The sequence below is a fragment of the Neptuniibacter pectenicola genome (genome assembly GCF_001597735.1).
GTDB classification, from domain to species: domain Bacteria; phylum Pseudomonadota; class Gammaproteobacteria; order Pseudomonadales; family Balneatricaceae; genus Neptuniibacter; species Neptuniibacter pectenicola.
The window spans coordinates 59,026-84,656 of sequence record NZ_LUTS01000007.1 but is presented as its reverse complement, the minus strand read 5'-3'; the positions used below and the strand labels follow the sequence as shown (position 1 = coordinate 84,656).

At 46.2% G+C, this 25,631-nt stretch carries 27 protein-coding genes and 1 riboswitch; of the genes, 7 read left to right on the top strand and 20 right to left on the bottom strand.

The annotated features are described in order from the left end of the window. Positions 1-9 precede the first annotated feature (9 nt). The 14 genes from A3773_RS10585 to A3773_RS10515 all read right to left on the bottom strand — a co-directional run bounded on the left by A3773_RS10585 (position 10) and on the right by A3773_RS10515 (position 13,774). The gene (locus A3773_RS10585; protein WP_067985795.1) at positions 10-588 is read right to left on the bottom strand and encodes a hypothetical protein; all 579 of its coding nucleotides are present in this window, start codon (positions 586-588) and stop codon (positions 10-12) included. Between the two features lie 488 nt (positions 589-1,076). Continuing rightward, positions 1,077-1,865 carry a M90 family metallopeptidase gene (locus A3773_RS10580; protein ID WP_067985793.1) on the bottom strand — a complete coding sequence of 263 codons (789 nt, stop codon included), beginning with the start codon at positions 1,863-1,865 and terminating at the stop codon, positions 1,077-1,079. 108 nt (positions 1,866-1,973) lie between these two features. Then, the gene (locus A3773_RS10575) at positions 1,974-2,456 is read right to left on the bottom strand and encodes a 6,7-dimethyl-8-ribityllumazine synthase (RefSeq protein ID WP_067985791.1); all 483 of its coding nucleotides are present in this window, start codon (positions 2,454-2,456) and stop codon (positions 1,974-1,976) included. Positions 2,457-2,567: 111 nt separating this feature from the next. Then, a riboswitch (FMN riboswitch) is annotated at positions 2,568-2,716 on the bottom strand. A gap of 633 nt (positions 2,717-3,349) precedes the next feature. Then, complete coding sequence (locus A3773_RS10565; protein ID WP_067985787.1) at positions 3,350-3,691, bottom strand: hypothetical protein; 342 nt, start codon at positions 3,689-3,691, stop codon at positions 3,350-3,352. A gap of 37 nt (positions 3,692-3,728) precedes the next feature. Next, the gene (locus A3773_RS10560) at positions 3,729-4,235 is read right to left on the bottom strand and encodes a hypothetical protein (RefSeq protein ID WP_067985785.1); all 507 of its coding nucleotides are present in this window, start codon (positions 4,233-4,235) and stop codon (positions 3,729-3,731) included. Between the two features lie 357 nt (positions 4,236-4,592). Beyond that, positions 4,593-6,044 (bottom strand): FAD-dependent oxidoreductase, encoded by a 1,452-nt coding sequence (locus A3773_RS10555; protein WP_067985783.1) that lies wholly within the window; start codon positions 6,042-6,044, stop codon positions 4,593-4,595. A 68-nt stretch (positions 6,045-6,112) separates the two neighbouring features. Next, positions 6,113-6,376, bottom strand: coding sequence for an RNA recognition motif domain-containing protein (locus tag A3773_RS10550; protein WP_067985780.1), 264 nt, complete (start codon positions 6,374-6,376; stop codon positions 6,113-6,115). Positions 6,377-6,490: 114 nt separating this feature from the next. Then, positions 6,491-7,033 carry an HD domain-containing protein gene (locus A3773_RS10545; RefSeq protein WP_067985778.1) on the bottom strand — a complete coding sequence of 181 codons (543 nt, stop codon included), beginning with the start codon at positions 7,031-7,033 and terminating at the stop codon, positions 6,491-6,493. A gap of 400 nt (positions 7,034-7,433) precedes the next feature. Then, a complete protein-coding gene (locus A3773_RS10540; RefSeq protein WP_067985777.1) occupies positions 7,434-7,778 on the bottom strand; it encodes a 5-carboxymethyl-2-hydroxymuconate Delta-isomerase in 345 nt (114 codons plus the stop codon). Between the two features lie 64 nt (positions 7,779-7,842). Beyond that, positions 7,843-9,483: a diguanylate cyclase gene (locus tag A3773_RS10535; protein WP_067985775.1), complete on the bottom strand. Its 1,641-nt coding sequence runs from the start codon at positions 9,481-9,483 to the stop codon at positions 7,843-7,845. Positions 9,484-9,712: 229 nt separating this feature from the next. Continuing rightward, positions 9,713-10,006 (bottom strand): HigA family addiction module antitoxin, encoded by a 294-nt coding sequence (locus A3773_RS10530; RefSeq protein WP_067985773.1) that lies wholly within the window; start codon positions 10,004-10,006, stop codon positions 9,713-9,715. 101 nt (positions 10,007-10,107) lie between these two features. Beyond that, positions 10,108-10,851: a Ni/Fe-hydrogenase, b-type cytochrome subunit gene (gene cybH, locus A3773_RS10525; RefSeq protein WP_082800604.1), complete on the bottom strand. Its 744-nt coding sequence runs from the start codon at positions 10,849-10,851 to the stop codon at positions 10,108-10,110. A gap of 38 nt (positions 10,852-10,889) precedes the next feature. Further along, positions 10,890-12,698 carry a nickel-dependent hydrogenase large subunit gene (locus tag A3773_RS10520; RefSeq protein WP_067985771.1) on the bottom strand — a complete coding sequence of 603 codons (1,809 nt, stop codon included), beginning with the start codon at positions 12,696-12,698 and terminating at the stop codon, positions 10,890-10,892. Then, positions 12,695-13,774: a hydrogenase small subunit gene (locus A3773_RS10515; RefSeq protein WP_067985769.1), complete on the bottom strand. Its 1,080-nt coding sequence runs from the start codon at positions 13,772-13,774 to the stop codon at positions 12,695-12,697. Before A3773_RS10515 ends, A3773_RS10520 begins: the two co-directional genes overlap by 4 nt. Positions 13,775-14,127: 353 nt before the next feature. Here A3773_RS10515 and A3773_RS10510 point away from each other — a divergent pair, with 353 nt between their 5' ends. After that, positions 14,128-14,529, top strand: a complete 402-nt coding sequence (locus A3773_RS10510) for a bacteriohemerythrin (RefSeq protein ID WP_067985767.1) — start codon at positions 14,128-14,130, stop codon at positions 14,527-14,529. Between the two features lie 427 nt (positions 14,530-14,956). Here A3773_RS10510 and A3773_RS10505 read toward each other — a convergent pair whose 3' ends face one another. After that, the gene (locus A3773_RS10505; RefSeq protein WP_067985765.1) at positions 14,957-15,352 is read right to left on the bottom strand and encodes a DUF2750 domain-containing protein; all 396 of its coding nucleotides are present in this window, start codon (positions 15,350-15,352) and stop codon (positions 14,957-14,959) included. A gap of 191 nt (positions 15,353-15,543) precedes the next feature. Here A3773_RS10505 and hisC point away from each other — a divergent pair, with 191 nt between their 5' ends. Then, positions 15,544-16,632 (top strand): histidinol-phosphate transaminase, encoded by a 1,089-nt coding sequence (gene hisC, locus A3773_RS10500; RefSeq protein ID WP_156473500.1) that lies wholly within the window; start codon positions 15,544-15,546, stop codon positions 16,630-16,632. A gap of 57 nt (positions 16,633-16,689) precedes the next feature. On the opposite strand, the gene A3773_RS10495 is transcribed toward hisC, so the two are convergent. Then, entirely contained in the window at positions 16,690-17,499 is an 810-nt protein-coding gene (locus A3773_RS10495; RefSeq protein WP_067985761.1) for an AraC family transcriptional regulator, read from the bottom strand. Between the two features lie 100 nt (positions 17,500-17,599). On the opposite strand from A3773_RS10495, the gene A3773_RS10490 reads away from it, so the two are divergent. From A3773_RS10490 to A3773_RS10480, 3 genes are all read left to right on the top strand, one after another. Next, a complete protein-coding gene (locus A3773_RS10490; RefSeq protein ID WP_075109543.1) occupies positions 17,600-18,988 on the top strand; it encodes an SLC13 family permease in 1,389 nt (462 codons plus the stop codon). A gap of 276 nt (positions 18,989-19,264) precedes the next feature. Continuing rightward, positions 19,265-20,071: a flagellin gene (locus A3773_RS10485; RefSeq protein WP_067985759.1), complete on the top strand. Its 807-nt coding sequence runs from the start codon at positions 19,265-19,267 to the stop codon at positions 20,069-20,071. Positions 20,072-20,105: 34 nt separating this feature from the next. Further along, positions 20,106-20,723 carry a LysE family translocator gene (locus A3773_RS10480; RefSeq protein ID WP_067985757.1) on the top strand — a complete coding sequence of 206 codons (618 nt, stop codon included), beginning with the start codon at positions 20,106-20,108 and terminating at the stop codon, positions 20,721-20,723. 81 nt (positions 20,724-20,804) lie between these two features. On the opposite strand, the gene fghA is transcribed toward A3773_RS10480, so the two are convergent. Both fghA and A3773_RS10470 read right to left on the bottom strand, forming a co-directional pair. Then, complete coding sequence (gene fghA / locus A3773_RS10475; protein ID WP_067985756.1) at positions 20,805-21,641, bottom strand: S-formylglutathione hydrolase; 837 nt, start codon at positions 21,639-21,641, stop codon at positions 20,805-20,807. Between the two features lie 64 nt (positions 21,642-21,705). Next, positions 21,706-22,836: an S-(hydroxymethyl)glutathione dehydrogenase/class III alcohol dehydrogenase gene (locus A3773_RS10470; RefSeq protein ID WP_067985753.1), complete on the bottom strand. Its 1,131-nt coding sequence runs from the start codon at positions 22,834-22,836 to the stop codon at positions 21,706-21,708. A 128-nt stretch (positions 22,837-22,964) separates the two neighbouring features. On the opposite strand from A3773_RS10470, the gene A3773_RS10465 reads away from it, so the two are divergent. Continuing rightward, on the top strand, positions 22,965-23,837 hold the full coding sequence (locus A3773_RS10465) for a LysR substrate-binding domain-containing protein (protein WP_067985751.1): 873 nt from the start codon (positions 22,965-22,967) through the stop codon (positions 23,835-23,837). A gap of 6 nt (positions 23,838-23,843) precedes the next feature. Here the strand turns inward: A3773_RS10465 and A3773_RS10460 are convergent, their stop codons facing one another. Beyond that, complete coding sequence (locus A3773_RS10460) at positions 23,844-24,476, bottom strand: DUF2238 domain-containing protein (RefSeq protein WP_067985749.1); 633 nt, start codon at positions 24,474-24,476, stop codon at positions 23,844-23,846. 277 nt (positions 24,477-24,753) lie between these two features. On the opposite strand from A3773_RS10460, the gene cynS reads away from it, so the two are divergent. Further along, entirely contained in the window at positions 24,754-25,194 is a 441-nt protein-coding gene (gene cynS, locus A3773_RS10455) for a cyanase (protein ID WP_067985747.1), read from the top strand. Positions 25,195-25,260: 66 nt separating this feature from the next. Here the strand turns inward: cynS and A3773_RS10450 are convergent, their stop codons facing one another. After that, on the bottom strand, positions 25,261-25,617 hold the full coding sequence (locus tag A3773_RS10450) for a hypothetical protein (RefSeq protein ID WP_067985746.1): 357 nt from the start codon (positions 25,615-25,617) through the stop codon (positions 25,261-25,263). Positions 25,618-25,631: the final 14 nt, after the last annotated feature.

The following is a 25,631-nucleotide window of genomic DNA, read 5'->3' as shown; positions in this document are numbered from 1 at the left end:
CTGCGATTGTTAGGGCGTGAAGCCACAGATAACTGCCTGATATGCGCCATACATTGCATACCCAAAGGCGCTGAACCCCACGAATACCGACGCAATAGCCAAGTACCTGAAGACATGCCCCCTCTTGTGATATTTATCATTTTCATCCTCACTTTCCGAGTAGCATGCTTGGCTGAAATACCTAAATGAGAAACCGATGGCGCCAGAGAGAACCCCTACACCAAACAATAACAATGGTAATGCCAACATGCTCGCAAACGTAGCGCCAGAATCTTTGCCTGCTAAGTTACTCAAAACACCTAGCAGAGCTATAACCGCGCCACCATTGATTATAAGCAGAGCATGGAGCGCACTTTTTCCGGCCTCCAAGACAGCATTTAACATTGCTATGCTGTGCTGACTTTGCGCTGCATAATGGGCAAGCATGCCTTCGTGTTTTTGCCGGCGGGATTCTTGTGAAGTTCCAGCATCGCGCTCTAATGCATTTAGATAGTTGCGTAATGCCGAAACTTGCAATTGGTCAACACCCCGAGCGGAAACCTGATCTAGCTGTTGCCGAAATGCATCAATGACTTCTTGGCTTTCCATAGTATGAGTCCTAACATTTGTATATACGGGGGTCCGTGCATCTTCCCACATCGCTATTTGTTAAAAAAACAGATGTAACTATTTGAGAAGAAAGGAATAATTATAAAAAAATTATACTCTTCCGTAACAAAACAAGCGTGCATATTAACAATTGATATACAGGGGTCCGTATATCTACCCGCACCGCTATTGGTTAAAAACAGATGTAACCATTTGAAAAGGAAGGAGAAACTAAAGAATCGAAGCGCACTCTTCCGTGACAAAACGAGCATGCGCATTAACAATTGATCTACATTACCCGATTAAAAGGTGCTGTATATCTACCCATGCCAGACATCCACCTGTCTGATTTATAACTATTTTTAACCTAAGCTGGGTGGCAATACAAGACCTTCGCTCACAGGGTGAGCTCCTACATCAGAGTCGTTCCATTTCTTACGAAAGTCCGTAAAGATATAGGTCATTTTTATATGGATTTTATTGAGTGATTACATGGCCGGTATAGCAACCGGTACGGGCTGCTGGCGGTAGAACTGGCAGAGTAACCTGTACACCTCTGGCATGTGCGCCTTCATATTTTTTGGATCTTCAAAAAAGGTTTCACTGCATACAGCAAAAAATTCAGCAGGATCGGTTAAAGCATAATCGTCTAGAGGCAGTGGGCGGTGCTTTTTATAGTCATCCTGTAAACGGTCCCACGCCGCCGTAAAGATATCGTGCCACTCCCCTGCTTGCATATTTGGGTGCATAGGCGGTGCGCCATTAGCACCATCACGTAGCATATCCAGTTTGTGGGCGAGTTCATGTATGACCACATTGCTCGCTTTAGTCTGACGCGCATGTGCCCCACTTTCACACACTGATTGCCAAGATAAGATAACAGGCCCCTTAGACCACGCCTCACCACTCAAGCCCGGTGCTTGAGGATGAACCACCCCATCTTCACTACGGTAAGGGCGGTTAGGGATAAAATCTCCCTCGTAAATGATAAGGGTATACCAGTGATCGTACCAATCTAAACCTAAGTGCAAGATAGGCACACAAGCCATTGTGGCTACGTTCAAACAGATTTCAGGGGTAAGTTGGAAATCACCACCGGGGACAACGTCTTTGCGCACCAAAAAGCGGAAGGTCATCTCCCGCAAGGCATCCCGTTCAGCACCTTGATAGCGTTCCATCACGGGCCAATCAGCGATGGCTGACTCCCACTGCTGCGCGGTAAAGCCCATTTTTTTAACGCGCCGATTTTCCAACCAGCTGCGGAATCGTTTAAACATGATGAACTCGTTTATAGGCGGGTATCGTCATTATGCCGATAAATGGCGAATATACCGAGTGATATAAACGCCATCGTATAACGCAGTATTACGAAGCGATCGGTAGGCTTATAGTGCCCGCTTCGCTTTTTCAGTGAGCTGAACGGCCTGATCACATGCATGTGCTAACTCAACACCTTTCTTTATAAAGTGGTGAGAAAAGTAGTCTTTATGCTCATCATGCTCATGAAAGTGATGGGGCGTGAGTACTGCGGTTAACACCGGCACCTCAGTTTCTAATTGAACCTGCATTAAGCCGCTACAGACCGCTTGTGCAACAAAGTCATGGCGATAGATACCACCATCCACAACAAGACCGCTACAGGCAATCGCTGCGTACTGGCCACTTTTCGCCAGCAGTTTTGCTTGCAAGGGTATTTCAAACGCACCAGGTACAGCGATCACCTCGATCAGTGATAGATCATACCCACGTGAAGTTAACTCTTTTTTAAATCCATCCAGACAATTGAGAACGATCTCTTCATGCCACGTCGCATGTAGAAAAGCAATTCGTTGTGTTGCAGGATTGAAATTCGTTGAGCTCTGATTCATTACAAAATCCTATAAATAGAAAGTGAATCAGGGCGAACGGACAGGAAAAATACGCCGCATAGCGCGACACTACACCACTAAGGTAAGCGGTGTAGTTTACTATTTTGTCTGACACGTTCCCTATCATCCGGACTATAACCGTCGGCTCTGGAATCACACCAGATCTGCTGACCCTAAAAGAAAGCTCTTAAAGGCGCTCGCGGGCTTAGAAATAATTCTTTACCGCCGGTGGGGAGTTTCACCCCGCCCCGAGAACGAAATCGAAATTATTCGACGGCAGCGAATATACTGCCTTTTACCGTGCATTGTCAAAATCAGATGCGCTCACAGGGTGAGCGCCTACAAAAAAAACCATATTAACTCGCCCTTGTAGGAGGCCAACCTTTGACCGAAACCGGTAGAATCGCACGCTGCCCCTTTCGCTCACGGGATGAGCGCCTACAAAAACCATATTAACGCGCCTTTGTAGGAGGCCAACCTTTGGCCGAATAACGCAGAACTCGCTCTGACCCTTTCGCTCAAGGGCTGAGCGCCTACAAAAACCATATTAACGCGCCCTTGTAGGAGGCCAACCTTTGGCCGAATAAAGCAGAACTCGCTCTGACCCTTTCGCTCACGGGGGGGAGCGCCTACAAAAAACATATTAACGCGCCTTTGTAGGAGGCCTACCTTTGGCGGAATAAAGCAGAACTCGCTCTGACCCTTTCGCTCACGGGGTGGGCGCCTACAAAAACCATATTAACGCGCCCTGTAGGAGGCCAACCTTTGGCCGAATAAAGCAGAACTCGCTCTGACCCTTTCGCTCACGGGGTGAGCTCCTACAGAAGACCGATATTAATAGGTCTTTGTAGGAGGCCAACCTTTGGCCGAATAAGGTAGTAGGCCGCCGATATTCACTCAGACTTGTTAAGTTTAACAAGGTTGTAGATCTGCCAAACGCCCAACGGGAAAAATATAAACAATGTCACTATTGCACTGTTGATATAGTTTATGTTCGATGTCTTTTTCTCAGGAAAACGTTTTAGCTCACGAAGAGACAGTGCGGGAATAAGTACGGAAGGAATCGCGATTAAACAAAAACCCATCAATGCCCCCATAACAAAATCGATGCCTGTTGAGGTGGGCGAGTCAGTCGCCATCGTGCCTAAAATCAGAGCCATAAAAGCAGCAAAAATACTGCCGAGTAACATCTCTACGATGAGAGAAATTTTGAGATGTTTAATTCTTCGTTCCATAAAAAAACCGCCTAATCGAAAAAATAGAGTAGATGTATTATTCTCCTAGAGTGCCAAGCCCTCTCGTCTCACCGACGAGCAGGCCCACCTTTTCCAGGTCAAATAAGCGATTTTTATGGGATTGACGTGGATGAGTACACGCTTTATATGCCAGCACCTTGCCCTTGCGTTCAACAAAAACACCTGAACTATTAGGCCGAAAAACATGCAGATCTTGATGAACGGTATACGTAAAATCGTCTAAGGTGAAGGCGAGTTCGGAGGTACTTCCTTTAGCATAAGATGAAGATCCAAATGCATACTTCGCATTCAAATCCGCATAACTCGACGAAAATTCCAATTCGATATGATCCTTTACTCCATAACGATAGGTGAGTTCACCTAGCTTAGGACTAAATCCTTGTGTTAAACATATAGAGATCACCTTATTCTCACTCGCACACGAGAAGTACACGGTCTCTACATCACGACATAAATTGGGTTCATCAGCAAAAGCCTGATTAACCATACATAAAAAAACAGATGCCACCAGCTTAGTTCGCATTTAAAAACTCCATGTAAATGCTTAGCGCTAACACAAAAACAGCCTATATATGCTCTATTTCAGCAATGACTATGAACGGGACTTATAAATTTAGGGTTAGGCTGTCATGTGATATTCGATTAAAAATCCATATAGAACGCAGTATATAATTGACCGGAAAGTCAATTAGGATCGCAAATTCAACTCCTTAAGATTACTTAAGTCGTTAAGTTAATGCGTTGATTAAGCTCACTTAAAATTGAGTTACGTGTTAATAGTGACCTCTACATTAGAGGCATCAAGTCTAGACGCTGCAAAACGCACAACCCTTTATTGGTCATCGTCGTTACTCTTCAATAAAGCCTGTGTGAAGCGTGGTTAAGGCTTTTCTCGTTTTAAGCAACGACCTCTAGGTTCATCCCCTTCATGGAGCACAATGTCTGAATGCAGGAACGCTGCAGCCTCGGCAGAGCCTTTCACTTTGACCGCACTGCGCGCTAACATTTCTGCCTCAAATTCGCTAAGTACGCTTTCCCTAATACCCACCTCACGCCATTTAGATAAGGCTCTACACCCTTTTGCGATGCCTCGGGCCAGCGCGAGGGCATCCAATAGCGCTTGGTTTGCGCCTTGCCCTTTGAAGGGGCTCATCGGGTGTGCCGCATCGCCGATCAATGTCGCCTGCCCCACTTTCGCCAGCCGTTCGGGGGTCAGCAGTGCTCTGTCATACACCGGATAGCCCGAGACCAGAGATGGTTGGGTTGCAGCTAAAATCTGAGGTATAGGTTGATGCCATTGCGTTCTGCGGCACGCTTCATCTTTAAGCGCTTGTGCGCCTTGTTCACTCAACGCTTTAGCCTCCGCTTCGGGCATTGGGAAGCTAAGCTGCCACATCACTGAATCTGAATCATAGGGCATCATGTAGATCCGTTCATTACCATTAGCCGTTTGAAATACTGTAGCCCCATCAAGTAGCTCAGACTCAAGACCGTTTAGATCAGCTAAAGGGCAAATACCTAAAATGACAATACAGCCAAGGTAACGTAAAGGCGTAACCTCTTCATCCATGAGTAACTGGCGTACGGCACTGCGAATACCATCCGCACCAACGACAAGGTCAGCTTGAACCTGTTTCATCGTTCCATCGACGTTAAAACTCAGGTTAACCTTTTCATCCTCAGATGTTTGAACATCGACTAGCTGATGCCCCCACTGCACCACATCGTGGCTACCAAGCTGATCCAGCAACGCTAAACGCAAAGATTGCCGTGCAATATGAATATTGGTTCGTTTTGGCGATGTATTCACGCCTGAAGCCATCCACTTTCGTACTCCCCACTCACCGATCACTTTACCTGCGGTCGTATGAACCAGATGCCGTGTGGAAACTACCCCCTGATCTAACGTAAAAAGGCCCAAGCCTTCTATCGCTTTACTCGCCTGCTGTAAGGTCAACCCATACCCCTGAGAGCGAGTATCAAACCCACTGTCGCGCTCATAAAGGCTAAAAGGAATACCGCGGTGCAAACAGGCTACGGCTAAAGCAACCCCACCAATACCGCCACCAATAATGGCAACGTGCGGGTAGTTTTCACTATCGACCGAGGGGGGCTGCGCAGAAGGCAGTAGCCCTGAACCACCGCAGTTTACGCAGTCTTCAAGGTGGCCTTTAGGACGAACGGGCGCCATCGACGGTTCAGCGTTCGTTTTTTCAAACGCATCCAACGCCCTTTGGTAACTTAGCCGTACTTTTTTACGTAGCCGTCGGCGTCGCTTACCGCGTCCCTGACATTCCAGACAAACCGTCCAGCTACTCTCTTCGTTTTCCACTGTGCAAACGTCTTATATAGTGAATGTGATGTTAACTGCTCGGTTATCAGAGATAAGAGGATGGGGGGCTATCCCTTTTTAACTTCAGCCTTTTTATCTTCGGCTTTTTTAACACGTATTCTGTTATGGCCAACCGTTTTGTTGTTTAAGTTACTGATTGCGGCTTTAGCTTCACCGGGCTTTGGCATCTCAACAAACGCAAAACCTTTAGACGTACCACCATCGCTATCAATAACTAAGTTGCAGGACTGAACCGCCCCGAACTCTTGAAACAAACTTTTTAGCTCTTCTTCTGTTGTTAAACGATCTAAATTGCGTACTAATAATTTCATATCTATTCCGATCAAGGGTTATTCGTTAAAGGTAGACGCCGTCTATTGATAGGGACACTTGCGGTGTTAATTACCCGCCGCTAACAGAACACAGAAGCGACCGCCTATGCTAACTTATTCATATTGTTGGTATTCTTTTATCTTCAAGCTTAACCTGTCAGCTAAATAGCGATTAGCCTCTCCCAAAGCCTCTAAAATCACGATAGCTTCATTTTTATACTTGGCTATTTTTTCTTTAGTCCAATGGTGTGGAGGTGCTTGCAGATTAGTAATTCGATCCGATAGTTTAACCATCCAAACCTCTTTAGGCTCTTTTCTGATCCGGTTTAAACTATCAATCATTTGCGCCTCTTTCGTGGGAAGCGTTTTATCTTTAGAGAGCGCCATAACCCCCTTAGCGACATCAAGGCCAAAAGCTGCTTCAATATCAGCAAATGAGGTCGTTGTGTCTTCAATAGTGTCATGCAATAAAGCACAAACGACTAATAAATCGGGCCTCTCAATAGGGTCATGAGCCACAGCGGCCATCGCTTCCATGGCAACAAGACCAATGTGATTAATATAAGGTATCTCTTTGCCGGGAATCTGTTGCCCATTATGTGCTACAGAAGCGTAGTTCCATGCTTTAATGTACCTATCTTGATTCCACACACTCATTAAACCGTCCTTTAGACTAAACTCGTATTCTTATACAACGTCGTGTGATAACTAAGCGGGGTTTCTCAACGCGTTGCATGCCTTATAACAGTAAGCCGAGTATACACCTTATTGAATAAGCCTCGGTCATTGCTTTATAGCATCCATAAAAAAACACCGCTCTTTAGCGCCCTCGAACCTCGTCAAAACGCTCATCGCCTTTTCAGGCAATAGCAGTACCCGCTCAACCTAGCAACATTAAGAAGAGGTAATGATCATATCTAAGGGGGGAACTATGCAGCACATAAGGATAAGTATGCTAGGGAGCATGCAAACCTGATCACAAACCCACCTAAAACGGCCCTATGCCCGCTTAGGTAGTTTGTCATTAGATTTAAATGTTTTATTGAATCTATTTAGCTTAAAGCATATTTCTATTGAAGTAATTGGCTTTTTCTAGCTCTACAACATTCGCCCCAACATTAGGTACAGTGGGAAGCATAGCGACTAGTTTAGTGACGATAGCCTTTGTTAGACCGACTTTTTGCTCATCGCTTCGGCCTTCCATGATATGAGAAAACACATGAATAAAATCTTCAGTTTTCGTCCCTGTAGAGTAATTTTTATAAGTATTAACTCTGACTTTTATATCATTCTCATGAAACAGTTCAGTCGATTTTGCAACCGCATGTACTTGTTCAATAATGGCGCTTTCTGGCTGTAGGCTGAAGAGCGTTTCAGAACAGTCGATTAAAAAATGAGGCATGGATTTTCCTTTTAGTACGTTTAAGAGGCAAACAGGGGTAGCACGCGACTACAGCAAGGCACGGCTAGTTCGCTTGAGCTAGAACCACTCGGTTTCGCCCTTTCGACTTTGCTTGATATAACGCCTTATCAGCTTGGTCTAACAAATCATCAAAGGTTTCTGTCGGCGTCTCCAAACACGATACACCGATACTTACCGTAATGTTGACCTCTTTATCCGCAACGGCCAAGCTCAGCTCGGATACTTTATCTACGATGCGCTGAGCCAACACCTGCGCTTCAGCCTCGGTGGTTTCTGAAAGCAGTAAAATAAACTCTTCACCGCCCCAGCGTCCGATCAGATCACCGTTTCTGGCCTCGTTTAATAGCAGCTTCGATAGTTGACGCAGCGCCTTATCCCCCTGCGTATGGCCATAAAGGTCATTAATCTGTTTAAAGTAATCAATATCGAGCAGTAATAAACTTAACGCTCTCTTTTTTCTTAATGAAACATTCAATAAGGGGGTTAGTATTTTATATAAGCCCCGTCGATTGTAGAGGCCAGTTAATGGGTCGATATCCGCTAACCGCTCCGCCGTAATTTTCCCATCTTGAATAATCTTAAACTGGTAGGACAACGCTAATGCGAAAAGTACCGCTTCGATCAACATGGCTATTTCCAGCGCATGAAAACCGAGGTTACTATATTCGATCACACCCGACACCGTAAGCGTTGTATACACAGCGCCAACCGTTACAAAAATCGTGGCCGCCGCAAAATAACGTGCTTCTTTTATACCATTAAACATACCAACCACGCCTGAGGTAATCATCAAGGAGGCGAAGGGGATAATGGCGAAAAATGCGAGATAAAGTAATCGCACATTATCGCCCAGCAAAATAAAGAGCGCGCCTAACAGTATCAACGACCAGCATGTAAAACCTATGATGTAATGGAGTCGCTTCAACTTTTTTTGCGTATCTAAAAACCGAGTAGCAAACATCAATCCTGTCGTCGCATAAGCCAACATTAAGATAGGATTCAACCACAGCTGCCAAGTAACCTGTTCAGGCCATAACCACTGATAGCCATGACCGGTATAACTGAGGTTCATGAGTATAAAAAAGAATAGGTATTGCGAGTAATACAGATAGCGGCGGCTTTTTAAGCTGAAGGAAAGCAGAATATTGTAAGCAAGGAGCGCCAACAAAAACCCATAAATCGCGCCATAAAAGTAACCATCATTGAGCGTTTTCTGGTGCATCTCGTCAAGAGATAATAGGTAAATAGGGATATTTAAAGGATCAGGGGAGCTGAGACGCATCAAGACTTCGGTCTGGCCTACATCAAAGTCATGGGGAAATATGATAAAGCGATCATCCACTTGGCGCTGATCAAATGGGTACTTATCACCCCCACTCTGCGCGTTAATCAGCCGATCATTTGAGAAAAAGTAGATATCCACTTGGTCCAGCCAAGAGGCTTCAACGCGAATAAAACGGGTCATTAATTCGGCACTTGGATTTTCAATAGTAAAGTAGAGCCAAACGGGCTTTGAATTAATGCCAAAGTTAAGCACCCCCTGATGCGGAGCGATCCCTTTACTGTGGAGCGCTAAGCGCGCCTCTTCTACCGTTAAAGGTGATTCATCTTCTAGCAGGTAGCGACTTTCATTACCTAAAGGTGCGGTATAGGTGTGGCTGATATCAATGCTTGCGTAACTCATAATCGAAAAGAGGCTACCGTAGAGACACAAGCAATAAAGACTCAGTTTGACCGTGAGATGACGGGGAAAAACAGGTTTGACTATCTTAAGATAGAAGAAGGAAGTCACACAAATCCTTACATCGATGAATTCAATACTAATAAAAACAATAGTAATTAAAGCACCAGACCTCGGTTGATACTATATGACCTTTGAGTAACGCCTGAGAGGAATATTCAATGATTTGTCATTATTTTTTCCGTGTCGCCTCATACAACTCCCATAGCTGCTGTTTTTCTAACCAAAACATTGGCGTGGTTTGAAAGAACACCGCTAGCTTTAATGCGGTATCGGCGCTGACAGCCCGCTGAGCATTAACAATTTCATTGATCCGCCGTCGCGATATGCCTAAGTGCCGTGCGAGCTCCGATTGACTAATAGCAAGGGGCTTTAAATAACAGCGTTCTAAAAAGAGACCGGGGTGTTCCGGTTTACGCTGAGAGAAGCGTAAATGAGGCTCAGGTTTGTAAGCATTGCTACGCATAGACACGACCTTAAAAAAAAACCGGAAGACTCAACGTCTTCCGGCAACAACAAACGAATTGGAACGCTTTACGACGCTAATCAAACGCGCTTTTGATCTGCTTAATCAGGTTTATCATCTTTAAACATTCGCCAACCGCCAATCATGGTAGAGATCAGGCTCTGACGCGACATAATGTCCTCACGAATAGCCACATAGACATGGATCATGACAAAGGTGATCAGGTACCACATACCTAAATGGTGCCAGGTATGTACATCTTGGCTCTGCCCCATTGCAGGAATAACCCAGCCAAAAAGCTGATCTGCCCAGCTACCTTGGCCCAGCCCTTCACCATAGAGCGCAAACCCTGTCACGATCATGAAACTGATACCCAAGACAAAAAAGAAGAACATCGCCAACTGGCCCAGTGGGTTATGCCCAATGTACTTTTTAGGAATCTTCTCTAAGAACAGGTACCAGCGCACTTCGTGAAACGCTTCCCGCCAAAAGGTGGCTTTCCACATAGGTGGTAGAAACAGTTCACGGGCATGGCTATTGCCAACAAAGGCCCAATAGATACGGCCGATAAAAGCAACCGCAACGATATACCCCGCCGAAAAGTGAGCAAAGCGAATATATCCCATAACAAAGTTATCACTCGCCTCCCCCGGCATAGTCGGAAGGGGCGAGCCGATAAAGTAACCGGTAACACAGAGCGTGATGATAGAAAACACTGTGACCCAGTGCCACAATCTTAACGGTGCTTCATACACATACACCGCTGTCTGTTGCCGGATAATGGGGGCCGTTTCCGGCGTCCCTTGGGTGATACCTACCTCGTTATCTTCAACTGTAGAACGCATATTAATAGCCTCCGAAGTGCCTATCGTGGGATACACACTTAGCGAATTTTTACTTTAGTCAGTTCCTGACCATCCTCTGACATGACATGGGTTGAACACGCCAAGCAAGGATCAAAACTGTGCAAAGTACGTAGGATCTCTACCGGCTCATCAGGCCTTTCCATCGGCGTATTCAACAAGGAGGCTTCAAACGCGCCAATATTGCCATCACTATCACGGGGCGAGCCATTCCACGTTGTTGGCACAACCGCTTGATAGTTCTCAATTTTGCCGTCTTTGATTTTAATCCAGTGACCTAATGCACCACGGGGCGCTTCATTAATACCAACCCCCATCGCCTCTTTCGGCCAGCTACTAGGATCCCACTTTTCAACATTAGCGGTAGAGCTATCACCATTTTTAATGTTACCGATCAACTGATGCCAATCATCTAACATAGTGTCGGCACACAGCTGGCATTCAAGGGCCCGCGCTAAAGTACGTCCTATCGTTGAAGGTAAGAATTGTTTTAAACCAAGATTAAGTCCTGTTGATTGATTAAAACCAGAAAGCGAGCGATCAACCTGTTCCTGTACCCGTTCTTGGCCGGACGCATAGGCGATGATATAGCGCGCTAACGGCCCCACTTCCATCGCATGACCACGCCAACGGGGGGCTTTAATCCAGCTATATTTAGCCGATTCGTCTAGCTCTTTAATATCCGTTTTAGTCCCCACGGTGTTAGGGCCTAACTCAAAATTTGGCTGGGTTTCACCATCCCACGGATGGAGGCCTTTCTTCTCGCCTTCGTAGTTATACCAAGAGTGATCAACAAACTCCTGAATCTGTTCAGGATCACGCACATCAACCGGTAGCACCTCATCCCAGTTACCATTCACAATGGCTCCGGCAGGCAGTAGATCCGTAGACTTGTCATAAGGTACTTGGGTGTAAGTACCGTAAGAGAGAAGATTAGTGCTGGATAAGCCTCCCCCATACAACCAGTCCTTATAAACACCGGCGATGGTCATCACATCGGGAATGTATACATTATTCGTAAACGCTTGTGCTTCGCGAATACGTTCAAGTACAAAGTTAAGGCTTGTCATGTTGACCGGCGCACCGGAAGAACCCACACCATCAAGATTAATCGCGCACGCAACGCCCCCCACCATATAATTTGGGTGAGGATTTTTACCACCAAAAATGGTGTGAATTTTGACAATATCCCGCTGTAGGTCAAGTGCTTCTAGATAATGGGCAACGGCCATCAGATCCGCTTCTGCCGGTAGCTTATACGCAGGGTTATCCCAGTAGCCGTTGGCAAAGAGCCCTAACTGGCCCGATTCAACAAACTTCTTCAGCCGTGTTTGGACATCTTTAAAGTAACCGGGGCTGGATTTTGCGTGATGCGGCGAAACCATCTGCTGCAACTCAGACGTTGCTTTAGGGTCCGCTTTGAGCGCATTGACGGGATTAACCCAATCCAATGCATGTAGGTGGTAAAAGTGCACAATATGATCATGGATCTGTAGGGTCTTATCCATCATATGACGGATCAAATGTGCATTAAGTGGTATTTGAATGCCAAGGGCATCCTCCACAGCACGGCAGGACGTTAACGCATGGGTACCCGTACACACCCCACAAATACGCTCGACAAAGGCCCATGCATCACGCGGATCGCGCCCTTTAAGTATCACTTCTAACCCACGCCACATGGTACCGGTCGAAACCGCATTACGAATAATGTTGTTCTCATCAACATTCACTTCGCAGCGCATATGACCTTCAATACGGGTAACAGGGTCGACCACAATGCGGCGCCCGCTGTTATCTAAACTACTAGCATTTAATGGGTTGTTCATGAGTCTTGATCTCCTTTATGCTGAGCGCGCTTAATAGCACTTACAGCAGCATGAGCTGCAATAGCAGCACCTACACCTCCGGCAACAGCGGTACCAATTTCATCAGCATTTTGCTCAATCCCAAACTGATGTATATCGGTTAGGCGATCATAGAACGAACCTTTATCCCAGAACCCATCTTCAGAACAACCAATACACCCGTGCCCAGCCTGAATCGGGAACGATGTTCCTTCATTCCAACGTACCGTTGAGCAAGCGTTGTAGGTCGTTGGGCCTTTACAGCCCACTTTATAAAGGCAATACCCTTTGCGTGCCCCTTCATCGTCCCACTCTTCAACAAACTGCCCAGCATCAAAATGGGGACGGCGGTAGCATTTATCATGAATACGTTGGCTGTAAAACATTTTTGGCCGCCCTTGCCGATCAAGTTCAGGCACACGTCCAAAGGTCAACATATAGGTAATAACACCAGTCATCACCTCAGCAATAGGCGGACAACCGGGCACTTTAATAATCGGTTTATCGGTAATAACTTTGTGAATAGGCACCGCCTGCGTCGGGTTAGGACGTGCGGCTTGAACACAGCCCCATGATGCACAAGATCCCCAGGCAATAACCGCTGCCGCATCTTTTGCCGCATGTTTCAACTGATCAAGAAACGGCTTCCCGCCAATAATGCAAAACATCCCATCTTCATTCAGCGGTGGATTGCCCTCAACCGCTAGAATGTACTTACCTTTATATTTTTGAATGGTTTCCTCAAGCAGCGCTTCAGCCTGATGCCCAGCAGAAGCCATCAATGTGTCGTCATAATCCAATGAGATCATCGACAGCACGACATCTTTAACCAGTGGATGTGCTGAACGAATAAAAGATTCCGAACAACAGGTACACTCCAAACCATGTAACCAAATAACCGGGGTACGCTCTTTGGTCTCCATAGCATTCGCAATCTTAGGCGCGAAGGTTGGACCTAAGCCCAACGCCGCAGCGGTTAAACTGCAATATTTGAGAAAACTACGACGTGTAATACCTTGTCGTCGCATCACCTCATAAAAGGTTTCAATTTGGGACATCTGTTTCTCCGCCAGTATCAGCTTGAGTCACCGGTGCTAGTTCGACTCTCTCACATGAGTTAGCACCTGTGAGTTATCATTATTTTTAAGTCACTACTGCTTCGGAAACATAACATCGCAATAATCAAGCCAAGAATATTTATCCTTTTATATCAATAAATTAGACAAAACCTGCCAATCTATAGCGTTAATATACTTACCACTATCTGTCTAATTTGGTTACTCACTTAGCAGCCCGCGCCCAGCAGGCCACAAATAAATGCATTTAAAATATATGTTATTGATGGGTATCAATTTTAAATTCTATTGATCCGCATAAGATACCTACTCACATTCTTTATAGGCGGACCGTTATGCCCAATACAAGGTTAATACCACAGGTCGCAATAGACTTTATGAATGATGATCATGCAGAAGCGATAAGCATCGTTGATAACCTATTGGCGGCGATAGAAAACAGTTCTGATGATGACGTCACCCTACAGCTTGAAGCCTTCTTCGCGCATAACCAAGCACACTTTTCCCGTGAAGAAGAACAGATGATACGGGTAAATTTTCCCCCTTACGGCTGCCATAAAGGGGAGCATGACCGAGTGCTGACTGAATTACGTCAGGCGATAACCGATTGGGAAGCAAACAAAGACCGGGAATCCATTGCTCAATATATCAACTGTACGGTATGGAATTGGTTTATTAATCATATTAAAACCATGGATACTGTGACCGCGATGTTTCTTAAACAACACCCAGAATAACCCTACTAAGGCGGCGGTATAACCGAACTTCCGTATACCCGACCGCCCTACACCCCTGCGGGTTGATACGTCCACCCCACCCCACCCCACCCCACTGTCTACCTGTGTTTTAGACTACGGATTGAAATAATATCTCACATAAGATAACGGTATAAACTAATAGAGGATAAAGCGTAAACCCCTCGTGATCTAACGATAGGCGCTCGCTTCAATGATCGATATTGCAGGAATAAAAGCGTAACCGGAGGGGAATGTTCGTTAACATCGTCAATCGAGCGTGGAAAATTAACCACGACATGGCCACGCAAAGCATGGATGCAAAGTAAGGCATGGATGGAGGGTATAAGGCAAAAACCTAGATGGTTGGCATACCTATATACCCGTTATGTCACTCTGATACGCTAATGCCGACACTGTTCAAGCAACGCTAAGAGGTGAGTTTTTCAACTCGTTTTTTAAGGGCTTTATCCAGCTCATAGGGCGCGACGACAAGGCCATCTTTACCTTCGATTGGACAGATAACGACAGCAAACTCGTCATCTTCTAGGCCGGGTGTCCAATGGCTATACCACTTAGCCAGTGAGATCGCCTCTGCCTTACATGCTTCCCACTCATCAGTTGCCCACGCCTCTGCCAACACCTTGCTTGGCCATACGGGTACACAATCTTCATCGTCGGTGTTTAGCATAACGCAGCCATGCTCGTCCGTTAGAATCCAGATCTCACCGGATGTGGCTGACTCATTAACAAACAGAGCATAGAGCTGCTCATCATTTAATTTTTGGATTGCATCCAAATCCGTACCACTGCTTTGTGTTGACATAAGAATATCCGACATAAAAAAAGATAGGATAAAGCAATTTGATGATAGATTCTTGAACTATTAACATTCAACGCGCAGGCTTATGAATAAACGGCTTTTCTGCTATTCTTCAAGCCGATTAAAAAATCTATATCCGCACACATAAACCTATTTTTTAATTGCTAACCATGCGAGCCACTACGGATTATACGATGAGCAGATTTTGGAGTGACGCCATCAAGCGTCTAACCCCTTATGTACCCGGCGAACAACCTAAAGAAGCGGGTATCACAAAACTCAATACCAATGAGAACCCTTATCCACCCTCGCCCCTTGCGGCAGCCGTGATTCGGGACTTTGATACCGATCGCCTACGACTTTATTCGGACCCTGATTGCACCGCGTTAAAAGAGGCTATTGCCGATCATTTTGCCGTAGAGCGGAAACATGTCTTTGTCGGTAACGGCTCGGATGAGGTGCTTGCCCATACCTTTGCCGCTTTCTTCCAACAAGACGCGCCACTGCTCATGCCGGAGTTCACGTATAGCTTTTATCCAGTGTACTGCACCCTATACGATATCGCTTATAAGCAGATCCCCCTACGCGATGAGTTTGTGCTCAATTTAGAGGATTACAATCAGCCAAATGGCGGCATTATTTTTGCCAATCCTAATGCCCCAACCAGCCGGGCAATTGAGTTGGGAGAGATCGAAGCCTTAATCAAACGTAACCCTGATTCAGTGATTGTGATTGATGAAGCTTATGTGGATTTTGGTGCGCGCTCTGCGGTTGCTCTAACCCAACGCTATGATAATGTTTTAGTCGTGCAAACCTTCTCCAAATCACGTTCATTGGCAGGGATGCGCGTTGGTTTTGCCATTGGGCATGAAGATCTTATTGCGGGCCTTGAACGGGTCAAAAATAGCTTTAACTCTTACCCGCTGGATATGCTCGCCATTGCATCAGCGACAGCGGCTATTAAAGATCAGGCCTACTTTGAAGAGAGTACGCAAAAAATCATAGAGACCCGTGAATGGACGATGGAACGTTTGGCTGAGCTAGGTTTTATTAGCCTGCCCTCAAAAACCAACTTCCTTTTTGCGCGCCACCGTCTGTTAGAGGCAGCTGAACTGATGGGCTACTTACGTACGAAGAAGATACTCGTCCGTTACTTTAGTAAGCCGGGGATCGATAATTACCTACGTATTAGTATTGGCACTCAGGAAGAGATGCAGCGTTTAATTGATACACTGGAACAACACCCCGATCTGTTTAAACTCCCGCTTAATCAGAACGACTAACGCGACGGTACAGCACAGCCTCCAGTGGAGGCTGTTTTCATGTTAAGCCGCCAAAAACTAAAGATCACCCCTTAATCGGGTTTCATTAAAATACTGACCCGGCGGCTTACCTAAAGATTTTCTAAACATCGCAACAAACGCACTTGGACTCCGGTACCCCAGCGCCAAACCTACATCGATAACCGCTTCCCCTTTACCTATTCGGCCAACCGCCTCTTGCAGCACAAGCTGTTTACGCCACTGCTGGAAGGTCATCCCTGTTTCTTTACTAAATAAACGCCCTACCGTTCGCTCACTCGCGCCGACTTTGTCGGCCAGATCACTCAAACTCATCTCGGCATTGGGCGACTCAATCATCGCTTTCATCACGCGCTGAAGCCGTCGATCCATTGCACCGGGCAGGTGAAGCAAGGACGGTTTTAACGCTTGCAGCTCATCCAAAATAACACCGCAGACCCGACTCGCTGGGCTATTCGGTTTGTAATCGGTGCCAAAATCAGCCACTTTTAAAATCAATTCCCGTAGCAAAGGAGACACGTCAACCACACTGCATTGATCAGACAAACTGGATAGGTAAGCAGGGTCAACAAACAGATGGCGTAACTCCGCCTGTACTTCTGCCGTGGTCCTGTGCTCGATATTGCCGGGTATCCATACCGCTTGCGTCGGCGGTATCACCCAACTCCCAGCGCCGGTATATACCCGTATGATCCCTTCACTCGCATAGGCTAGCTGCCCGCGCGGGTGCTGGTGGGGCTCCATATCAACATTGGCAGCTAAACGACCACGCAAGCCGACAATCGGTCGTTGTGGATCAATTTGCTGACCTATATCTGACGGCTGTCGTATCTGGGCACTGGCGTTCATAGCTTTGTCACTTTTGCGATATTTATTGTCATATTGTCGATTAAATCACGTTTAATTCCCTGCCACAATATAAGCCGAGATAACCCATACTGGTGTAGCTATGATCAATTTTGACTTAAACCGTTCGCAATTAACCGCGGTGATACTCATACCCAGCATTTTTGCTATTGCCTTTTTTAGTGCCTTATCTGGGCAGTTTAATACCGACCAACTTATTGCTGCCTGCCTGATTTTATCGACCCTTGTGCTACTCGCCACAAGCGTTATACCTGAACACTTGAGCGCCCTTATCTTTATGGCAGCAGCCATGTTATTAGCCATCGCACCGGCTGATGTGGTTTTTTCAGGTTTCACCTCCACCGCGTGCTGGCTTATATTTTCAGGTTTAATCATTGGTATTGCGATCAATGAAACAGGCCTCGCAAAACGCATCGCAAACATCTTTACCGGACGACTTGATCGTAGTTATGGCAGCTTGATTGGCGGCATTGTTCTCCTCTCTATTCTGCTTGGTTTTTTAATGCCCTCCTCCATTGGCCGCGCCGTTCTTGTGATTCCCATTGCCATGGCGATGGGCACCCACTGTGGCTTTAAAGAGGGCAGCAATGGCCAGATTGGCGTAGCACTGGCTGCCGCCTTTGGGTGCCATGTCCCCACCTTTGCGATCCTACCTGCTAATGTCCCAAATATGGTGCTGATCGGCACAGCAGAAACCATGCATAATTGGACCCCCATGTATGCGGAATACCTTTTACTGCACTTTCCTGTACTCGGCCTCATCAAAGCCTTACTGATCATTGGCGCGATTATGTGGCTTTTTCCGGACACCCCTACCCGCTCAAGTAAAGTGGTTCACTCTGAGCCGGTCTCAAAGCAAGAATATAAATTGATGGGGATTATGGTGGTCACACTGGGATTCTGGTTAACGGATTCGTTCCATCATATTTCTGCGGCATGGATTGGGTTAGCCGCCGTCTGCATCCTATTAATGCCTAAAATAGGTGTCGTGAACCAGCAGAGTTTCCAGAACAAGTTCAACATTAGCTCACTTATTTTTGTGGTCGGCATCTTAGGGCTCGGGGCGCTCATCAATCACAGCGGCATAGGTGAAAGCGTAGGCGAACAACTGAATACGTGGCTCCCTTTATCGAAAGACCACCCTCTACTGAGTTATTTATCACTCTCATTAACCGCCTTCACCACCGGCATGGTTGCAACACTACCGGGGGTACCCGCCATACTAACGCCCTTTGCCGAGCAGATGAGTGACAAAAGCGGATTTGCATTAGAAGCAGTGTTAATGACCCAAGTACTGGGCTTTTCAACTATTCTATTTCCTTTCCAGTCCGCCCCCTTAATGGTCGGTATGCAGCTGGCAGGCGTTCCCCTTAGGCATGCAGCTAAGCTCTGTTTTGTCATAACACCATTAACTATTTTGCTGTTATTTCCGTTAGATTATCTCTGGTGGAGATTACTCGGCTGGCTATAAAGTACTCGCAGCAATGCGAATAACCTTATAATAAGCAATGGAACTAATAGCTGATATTCGTTGCAAAAAAGAAACTCTAGTATTGATGGGCCTCAAATTTTCTTCTTTTTTTTGAGTCATTAGAATGCAGTTGGCATTCAATCTTATCCTTTGCAAGATGTTTTGGCGTACCTATGTACGCCATTTTTTTGTCCTCTCCACACACGCTTATTGAACAAATTTAGACCAACCGAGCTCTGATCGGCTATAATTTTTACACAGGCAGGGGAGATTTTTATGGCTATCAGCGCTACAGGCATTTCAGCAGGCTCACTGAATCAGTTTAACCAAATTCAAAACCGCATCAATGATACGGATAAACAGCTCACGTCTGGAAAGCGAATTAATGACGCAGCAGTCGATCCTGCTGGGCTTCAGGTCTATCTGCAGCTACAAGGATTACAACTTGGCAACAGCACCGCCATTAAAAACAGTTTAGACGGTACCTCTGCCCTACAAATTGCTGATGCCAGCGTCAGCCAAGTCAATGATTCGTTACAACAGATACGGGAGCTGAGCGTCCAAGCACAGAACGGCATTCTTAACGAGAATGATCGTGCCTCCCTTCAGACACAAGCGGATGCTTTACTGGAGGGGATTAAAAGCACGCTCAACCAGTCATCCTTTAATGGCCAGTCCCTGCTTACGAATGACGGTGAATTGAGGCTCCAAACCGGCCCCGATAGCGAAGATTCCCTCAGTGTTTCAACATTTAATATAACGGAACAATTTGAAAACGCCGGCCTATTCTCCTTAGATATCAGCGATAGCACATCACTGGATCTATTAGACAGCTCACAAGACTTTTTAAATACTGTATCCGGTGAGATCGGCGCGAACCAAAGCCGGCTCGACAGTACGATTAACCGCTTGTCCGAAAACAGCGTGAACGCAGCTGAATCCGCCTCCAGAATAGGTGATACGGATTATGCCAGTGTCATTTCAGAACGGGCATCCGCGTTAATTCAGCAAGAGGTGAGTATTGCCATGCAAGCACAAGCCAATAGCAATCGAGCCTTAGTACTCAATCTATTAGGCAATTAAACTAGCCTGTCACCTTTAATGCTGTGAGCAGATCATGACGTTAGAAAGCGCATTGTCGTTTTTAATCGCTGTCTTTATTTTTGGCATTACCCCCGGCCCTGGCGTCTTTGCCATATTGGCGCGCGCCTTAGTCAACGGTTCAGCGGCCTGCTTTATGCTGGCACTGGGCATGACCATTAGCGATATTCTCTACCTTGTGGCAGCCTGTTACGGTCTTGCGGTTATCGCAACCAACTGGAGCGAGCTGTTTACGGTTATTCGCATTGTTGGCGCCTGTTACCTGCTCTACCTTGGCTGGAAGATGTGGCATGCACCACTCTATCTAACGCAGACAGGCCAAGAGGAAAAATCGTCTAGTGGGTTTATGGGGTTTAGCCAAGGTTTTCTCATCTCGGCGTCAAACCCAAAAGTGATCCTATTTTATATCGCTTTTTTGCCAACCTTTATGGATTTAACGGCGCTCGACAATATCGATATCGCATTGGCGGCACTGCTAACACTGATCAGTTTGATGAGCGGTTTAATGCTGATCGCCTTGTTTGCAAGCAGAGCACGGCGTTGGTTTAAATCGGAACGGGCGGTAAAAAGACTGAATAGAGGTGCAGGGTCCATCATGGCGGGGGCGGGGTTGTTTCTGATCACTCGACACTAAAAGCAGAGACCATAAAACGAAGCTATGCAGAAGAAAAAGGTAAAGGTAAAGCGGTGGCCGCTCTACCCTTTCTCAAACCGTTTAGGTTAAATATTTCGCGTGAAACTTGAGGTGATCCTCAATAAAGCTGGCCATAAAATAATAGCTGTGATCATAGCCATTATGGTAGCGCAGCTCTAATGGGTAGCCCATGTCCACAGCAACCTGAGACAGTGCTTCAGGCTTCAATTGCTCCTTTAAAAAATCATCCGACGTGCCCTGATCAATCAACATAGGCAGTGTCGCCTTCGCCTCTTTCATCAGTTCGCAACTATCGTATGCTTTCCAGCTCTCCGTATTACGGCCTAAATAAGCAGTAAATGCTTTTTGACCCCAAGGGCATTTCATAGGGTTTGTTATGGGGCTAAAGGCCGATACAGACTGATACTTATCAACGTTTTTCAACGCGATAGTTAATGCACCGTGCCCCCCCATTGAGTGACCACAAATCGAACGTTTATCCGTCACTGGGAACATCGCTTCTATCAGTGCTGGCAGCTCTTCCGTGATGTAATCATACATCTGGTAATGCGTATTCCAAGGCGGCTCCGTTGCATTAAGATAAAAGCCAGCCCCTTGGCCTAAATTATAATTCTCATCATCCGCCACATCCTCACCCCTAGGGCTAGTATCGGGCGCAACAATCGCAACACCAAGCTCAGCCGCAACCCGTTGAGCGCCCGCTTTTTGGGTGAAATTTTCATCGGTACAGGTTAAGCCTGACAACCAGTAAATCACTGGCACTTTAGCACCATCATTCACCTGAGGGGGAAGGAAAATGCTAAACCGCATCGTACAGTTTAAGGCCGATGATTGATGATTATATTGCTTTAACCAACCATCAAAGCATTTGTTTTGACTCAGATTTTCAATACTCATAGAGACTCCTTAAAGCGTGATGCCTAAAAGAGGTTTTGCGACAAAACCTCTTCATGACGGACTCTTACTTATCGAAATGAATAACGCTACGAATACTCTTGCCTTCGTGCATCAAGTCAAATGCCTCGTTAATCGCGTCTAAGCCCATTGTATGGGTAATAAAGTCATCCAACTTAAATTCACCCGCCATGTAACGCTCAACAATCTCCGGCAGCTCTGAACGGCCTTTAACACCACCAAACGCAGTACCACGCCATACACGCCCAGTGACTAGCTGGAAAGGTCTTGTGGATATTTCCTGACCGGCACCCGCTACACCAATGATGACCGACTCACCCCATCCTTTGTGACAACACTCCAACGCCGAGCGCATAACATCGACATTACCGATACACTCAAACGAGTAATCAACACCACCATCGGTCAGCTCAACAATGACCTCTTGGATAGGCTTGTCGTAATCCTTAGGGTTAATGCAGTCAGTCGCACCTAATTTTTTAGCTAGATCAAATTTGCTCTCATTGATATCAATAACAATGATACGACTTGCCTTGGCCATCGTTGCACCAATAACCGCCGATAAACCAATACCGCCCATACCAAAGATAGCAACCGTAGCCCCCTCTTCCACTTTGGCAGTATTCATGACGGCGCCCATGCCCGTTGTCACACCACAACCTAGCAGACACACTTCCTCAAGCGGCGCCTCTTTATTCACTTTAGCTAAAGAGATTTCAGGTAAAACCGTATACTCAGAAAAGGTTGAGCAGCCCATATAGTGATAGATCGGCTGGCCATCTTTATAGAAGCGCGTCGTTCCATCTGGCATCAAGCCTTTACCTTGAGTTTCGCGGATCTTCTGGCAGAGGTTTGTTTTACCGGATGTACAAAATTTACACTCGCCACATTCCGGCGTGTAAAGAGGAATAACATGATCACCGATCGCTACACTGGTAACACCTTCACCGACCGCTTCAACAACCCCACCCCCTTCATGGCCTAAAATCGCTGGGAAAATACCTTCAGGGTCTTCGCCGGACAAGGTAAAGGCATCGGTATGACATACGCCTGAAGCAATAATACGGACCAACACTTCACCTTTTTGCGGAGGCATAACATCCACTTCTTCAACAGATAAAGGTTGATTAGGGCCCCAAGCAATAGCCGCTTTCGATTTAATCATCTTCTCACTCATATCTACCTCTAGTGTTCTTGAATATTGACAATGGATTCATTGTAGTTAATTACCTCAAGGTTATAATCCATAGTTTTAATAAATATCTTTTACTATATAGTAACAATAAAGCAGAAACGGAGACGGCAATGTACAGTTGGGAGGGTATTGCAGAATTTGTTGCGGTAGCAGAAACCGAGAGCTTTACTGCGGCCTCACGGCAGCTGAGTATCTCCACGGCTCAAGTGAGTCGCCAGATCAGTGCATTAGAAAAGCGTCTATCGACAAAGCTGTTCTATAGAACCACACGCAAAGTATCTATCACCGAAGCGGGAGGCATCTATTACCAACACTGTCGTCAGCTATTAGATGGGCTTGATGAAGCTGAGCGAGTTTTAACACAACTGCAAAACACGCCAAAAGGACGGCTGCGCTTAACGGCCCCCACCTCGTTTGGTGAAAGTAAAATCGCCCCAGTACTTAACGACTTTTCCTTGCTTTACCCCGACCTAGAGATTGAGTGTCTTTTTACCAATCAAAAAATAGATTTGGTCGATTCCGGTTTTGACCTCGCAATCAGACTGGGCAAGCTGGATGACTCAAGCATGATGGCGAAACGACTCGCCTCAAGACGCCTCTTTGTCTGCGCCTCACCGACCTACCTATCTGATCATGGCGAGCCCCACTTACTGGCGGAATTAGAGCAGCATAATTGCTTACAAGGCACGCTTCAGTATTGGCGCTTTCAGGAAAATGGGCAGGAACAAAATATAAAGATTAGGGGCAGTTTAAGTTTTAACAGTGGGCCGGCCTTAGTGGATGCAGCCCTAAAGGGGTTAGGTCTAGTACAGTTACCCGATTACTATGTGCAGGAACACCTTGATAGCCATACACTCATCCCTCTGCTGCAAAACTATCAACCGGATGATGAAGGTATATGGGCCTTATACCCACAAAATAGGTATGTGTCGCCAAAGGTCAGGATGCTTATCGATTATATGTCGACACACTTAGCGATTTAACACCGATCAACCTTTCTGACCGCCCTCGGCTGAGGGTAGATAACGAGAAAGCTGCCGGTCATGTCGTTTAGATAAAAGCACTAAGCAACTGATCGCCCCCAATAGGGCAAACCCCATATCGGATTGGGTATCCCAGACATAGCCTTGGGTTCCAAGGAAAGCCTCCGCCTCCTGCCCCACAGCAAGGGCAACCCACCACTCCAGTAGCTCATAAAAAGCACTAAAGGCCAAGCAGATAGAAACAACCAAAAAGCGCAACCAACTATGGGCCGTTACAACCCCTTTTCTAAGCAAAATCTCCCGCGCTAACAAGGCAGGTACAAAGCCTTGAACAAAATGACCGACCTTATCGTAATTATTACGTTCACTACCCAACCCATCACGAATCCAATCAAAAAGCGGCACCTCTGCATAAGTGTAGTGCCCTCCAACCATGAGGATGATGCAGTGAATTAAGAGACAGATATAAAGAATCGGGGTGAGCCGGAATGAGCGATAAGTGGCCATCAGCAACCCCACGCCGATGAGCGCCGGACAGACTTCCAAAAACCATGTCAGCGGTTCTTTAGGCTCAATGCCTGACCAGACAAGGACGGCAAAAAATATGGCGATCCAGATATACTTTAACGACCTACTCATAGATACCATACCTCTATCGCCCGTCTTAACAGTAAGGAGTTGATCACTATATCGAAAAGAGGTTTAAAAATCTTATCCTTAGATGCCACTCACTTGGCACCTGCTTTGCTTTCATCTACTCGACCCTAAATAAATTAACGTAAGTTAGCGCTTGTGGAGAGGTCATTAACGGACAGAGCACCATTATTGTGCAGCCAGACCGTTAAACATAACGGACCGTTCCATTCTATGGCGTACGCCTAAGCCGCCATGATTTACGCTTATGAGGAGATGAAAGATGGATAAGTTAGCAATGACCGATGCAATCGTCACAGCCAAAATAGAGCAGAAACTCAGCTGGGAGAAAATAGGCACCGATCTAGGCGTCTCCCCCGTGTGGCTAACATCCGCCTGCCTTGGTATGAACAGCGCGCCACCTGAAATCGCTAAAAAAATAGTCGACTATTTAGCACTTAGCCCTGAAGTCGCGACCGCATTAGAAGCTTACCCAACAAAAGTATGGGACCAACAAGTGCCGACCGACCCGCTGATCTACCGGTTATATGAAGTCGTCGGTGTCTACGGAGAAACACTCAAAGAGGTGATTCAAGAGAAGTTTGGTGACGGCATTATGAGCGCTATCGATTTTTCCATGGAGGTCGATAAAATCGAAGATCCCAAAGGGGATCGCGTATTATTAACGCTTAATGGTAAATTTTTACCTTACAAAAGCTGGTAACTAGCGGAGAGTACGGTGCATGATTAATCCTCTGCACCCTCTTTTTCTTTTTTTAATAAGCAACGGCTAACTGTAATAAACTTTTAGCTTTTCAGCCGCTAAATCTATATCAACCTTGACCGGCAGATCGGCTAACCGCCTACCCTCTGGATGACTACGATCTGACAGCAGCTGCTCATCTACATCTATGCGTTGATGTTTATCTTTTCGGCGGTCAATCCGTGATTGACGCTTTTCTACCCCATCAAAATCGGCAAATAGAAAACCTGTTCGCCACTCTTCAGCAAGCAGCAACGTAGGAATATCTGGGCTCACTTTCATCGAATCGTTATCGATCCAAAAATAAACGATACCCGATACACTCAGATCTTTAACCAATCTCAACACAGCATCCAACACATCCCCTTCGAGCAACATTGCCATGCAGCAACACCCTC

Excerpts from the sequence above, each read along its gene's own strand:
- A3773_RS10585 (WP_067985795.1), bottom strand. The coding sequence starts at position 588 with ATGGAAAGCCAAGAAGTCATTGATGCATTTCGGCAACAGCTAGATCAG.
- A3773_RS10580 (WP_067985793.1), bottom strand. The coding sequence starts at position 1,865 with ATGTTTAAACGATTCCGCAGCTGGTTGGAAAATCGGCGCGTTAAAAAA.
- A3773_RS10575 (WP_067985791.1), bottom strand. The coding sequence starts at position 2,456 with ATGAATCAGAGCTCAACGAATTTCAATCCTGCAACACAACGAATTGCT.
- A3773_RS10565 (WP_067985787.1), bottom strand. The coding sequence starts at position 3,691 with ATGGAACGAAGAATTAAACATCTCAAAATTTCTCTCATCGTAGAGATG.
- A3773_RS10560 (WP_067985785.1), bottom strand. The coding sequence starts at position 4,235 with ATGCGAACTAAGCTGGTGGCATCTGTTTTTTTATGTATGGTTAATCAG.
- A3773_RS10550 (WP_067985780.1), bottom strand. The coding sequence starts at position 6,376 with ATGAAATTATTAGTACGCAATTTAGATCGTTTAACAACAGAAGAAGAG.
- A3773_RS10545 (WP_067985778.1), bottom strand. The coding sequence starts at position 7,033 with ATGAGTGTGTGGAATCAAGATAGGTACATTAAAGCATGGAACTACGCT.
- A3773_RS10540 (WP_067985777.1), bottom strand. The coding sequence starts at position 7,778 with ATGCCTCATTTTTTAATCGACTGTTCTGAAACGCTCTTCAGCCTACAG.
- A3773_RS10535 (WP_067985775.1), bottom strand. The coding sequence starts at position 9,483 with ATGAGTTACGCAAGCATTGATATCAGCCACACCTATACCGCACCTTTA.
- A3773_RS10530 (WP_067985773.1), bottom strand. The coding sequence starts at position 10,006 with ATGCGTAGCAATGCTTACAAACCTGAGCCTCATTTACGCTTCTCTCAG.
- cybH (WP_082800604.1), bottom strand. The coding sequence starts at position 10,851 with ATGCGTTCTACAGTTGAAGATAACGAGGTAGGTATCACCCAAGGGACG.
- A3773_RS10520 (WP_067985771.1), bottom strand. The coding sequence starts at position 12,698 with ATGAACAACCCATTAAATGCTAGTAGTTTAGATAACAGCGGGCGCCGC.
- A3773_RS10515 (WP_067985769.1), bottom strand. The coding sequence starts at position 13,774 with ATGTCCCAAATTGAAACCTTTTATGAGGTGATGCGACGACAAGGTATT.
- A3773_RS10510 (WP_067985767.1), top strand. The coding sequence starts at position 14,128 with ATGCCCAATACAAGGTTAATACCACAGGTCGCAATAGACTTTATGAAT.
- A3773_RS10505 (WP_067985765.1), bottom strand. The coding sequence starts at position 15,352 with ATGTCAACACAAAGCAGTGGTACGGATTTGGATGCAATCCAAAAATTA.
- hisC (WP_156473500.1), top strand. The coding sequence starts at position 15,544 with ATGAGCAGATTTTGGAGTGACGCCATCAAGCGTCTAACCCCTTATGTA.
- A3773_RS10495 (WP_067985761.1), bottom strand. The coding sequence starts at position 17,499 with ATGAACGCCAGTGCCCAGATACGACAGCCGTCAGATATAGGTCAGCAA.
- A3773_RS10490 (WP_075109543.1), top strand. The coding sequence starts at position 17,600 with ATGATCAATTTTGACTTAAACCGTTCGCAATTAACCGCGGTGATACTC.
- A3773_RS10485 (WP_067985759.1), top strand. The coding sequence starts at position 19,265 with ATGGCTATCAGCGCTACAGGCATTTCAGCAGGCTCACTGAATCAGTTT.
- A3773_RS10480 (WP_067985757.1), top strand. The coding sequence starts at position 20,106 with ATGACGTTAGAAAGCGCATTGTCGTTTTTAATCGCTGTCTTTATTTTT.
- fghA (WP_067985756.1), bottom strand. The coding sequence starts at position 21,641 with ATGAGTATTGAAAATCTGAGTCAAAACAAATGCTTTGATGGTTGGTTA.
- A3773_RS10470 (WP_067985753.1), bottom strand. The coding sequence starts at position 22,836 with ATGAGTGAGAAGATGATTAAATCGAAAGCGGCTATTGCTTGGGGCCCT.
- A3773_RS10465 (WP_067985751.1), top strand. The coding sequence starts at position 22,965 with ATGTACAGTTGGGAGGGTATTGCAGAATTTGTTGCGGTAGCAGAAACC.
- A3773_RS10460 (WP_067985749.1), bottom strand. The coding sequence starts at position 24,476 with ATGAGTAGGTCGTTAAAGTATATCTGGATCGCCATATTTTTTGCCGTC.
- cynS (WP_067985747.1), top strand. The coding sequence starts at position 24,754 with ATGGATAAGTTAGCAATGACCGATGCAATCGTCACAGCCAAAATAGAG.
- A3773_RS10450 (WP_067985746.1), bottom strand. The coding sequence starts at position 25,617 with ATGGCAATGTTGCTCGAAGGGGATGTGTTGGATGCTGTGTTGAGATTG.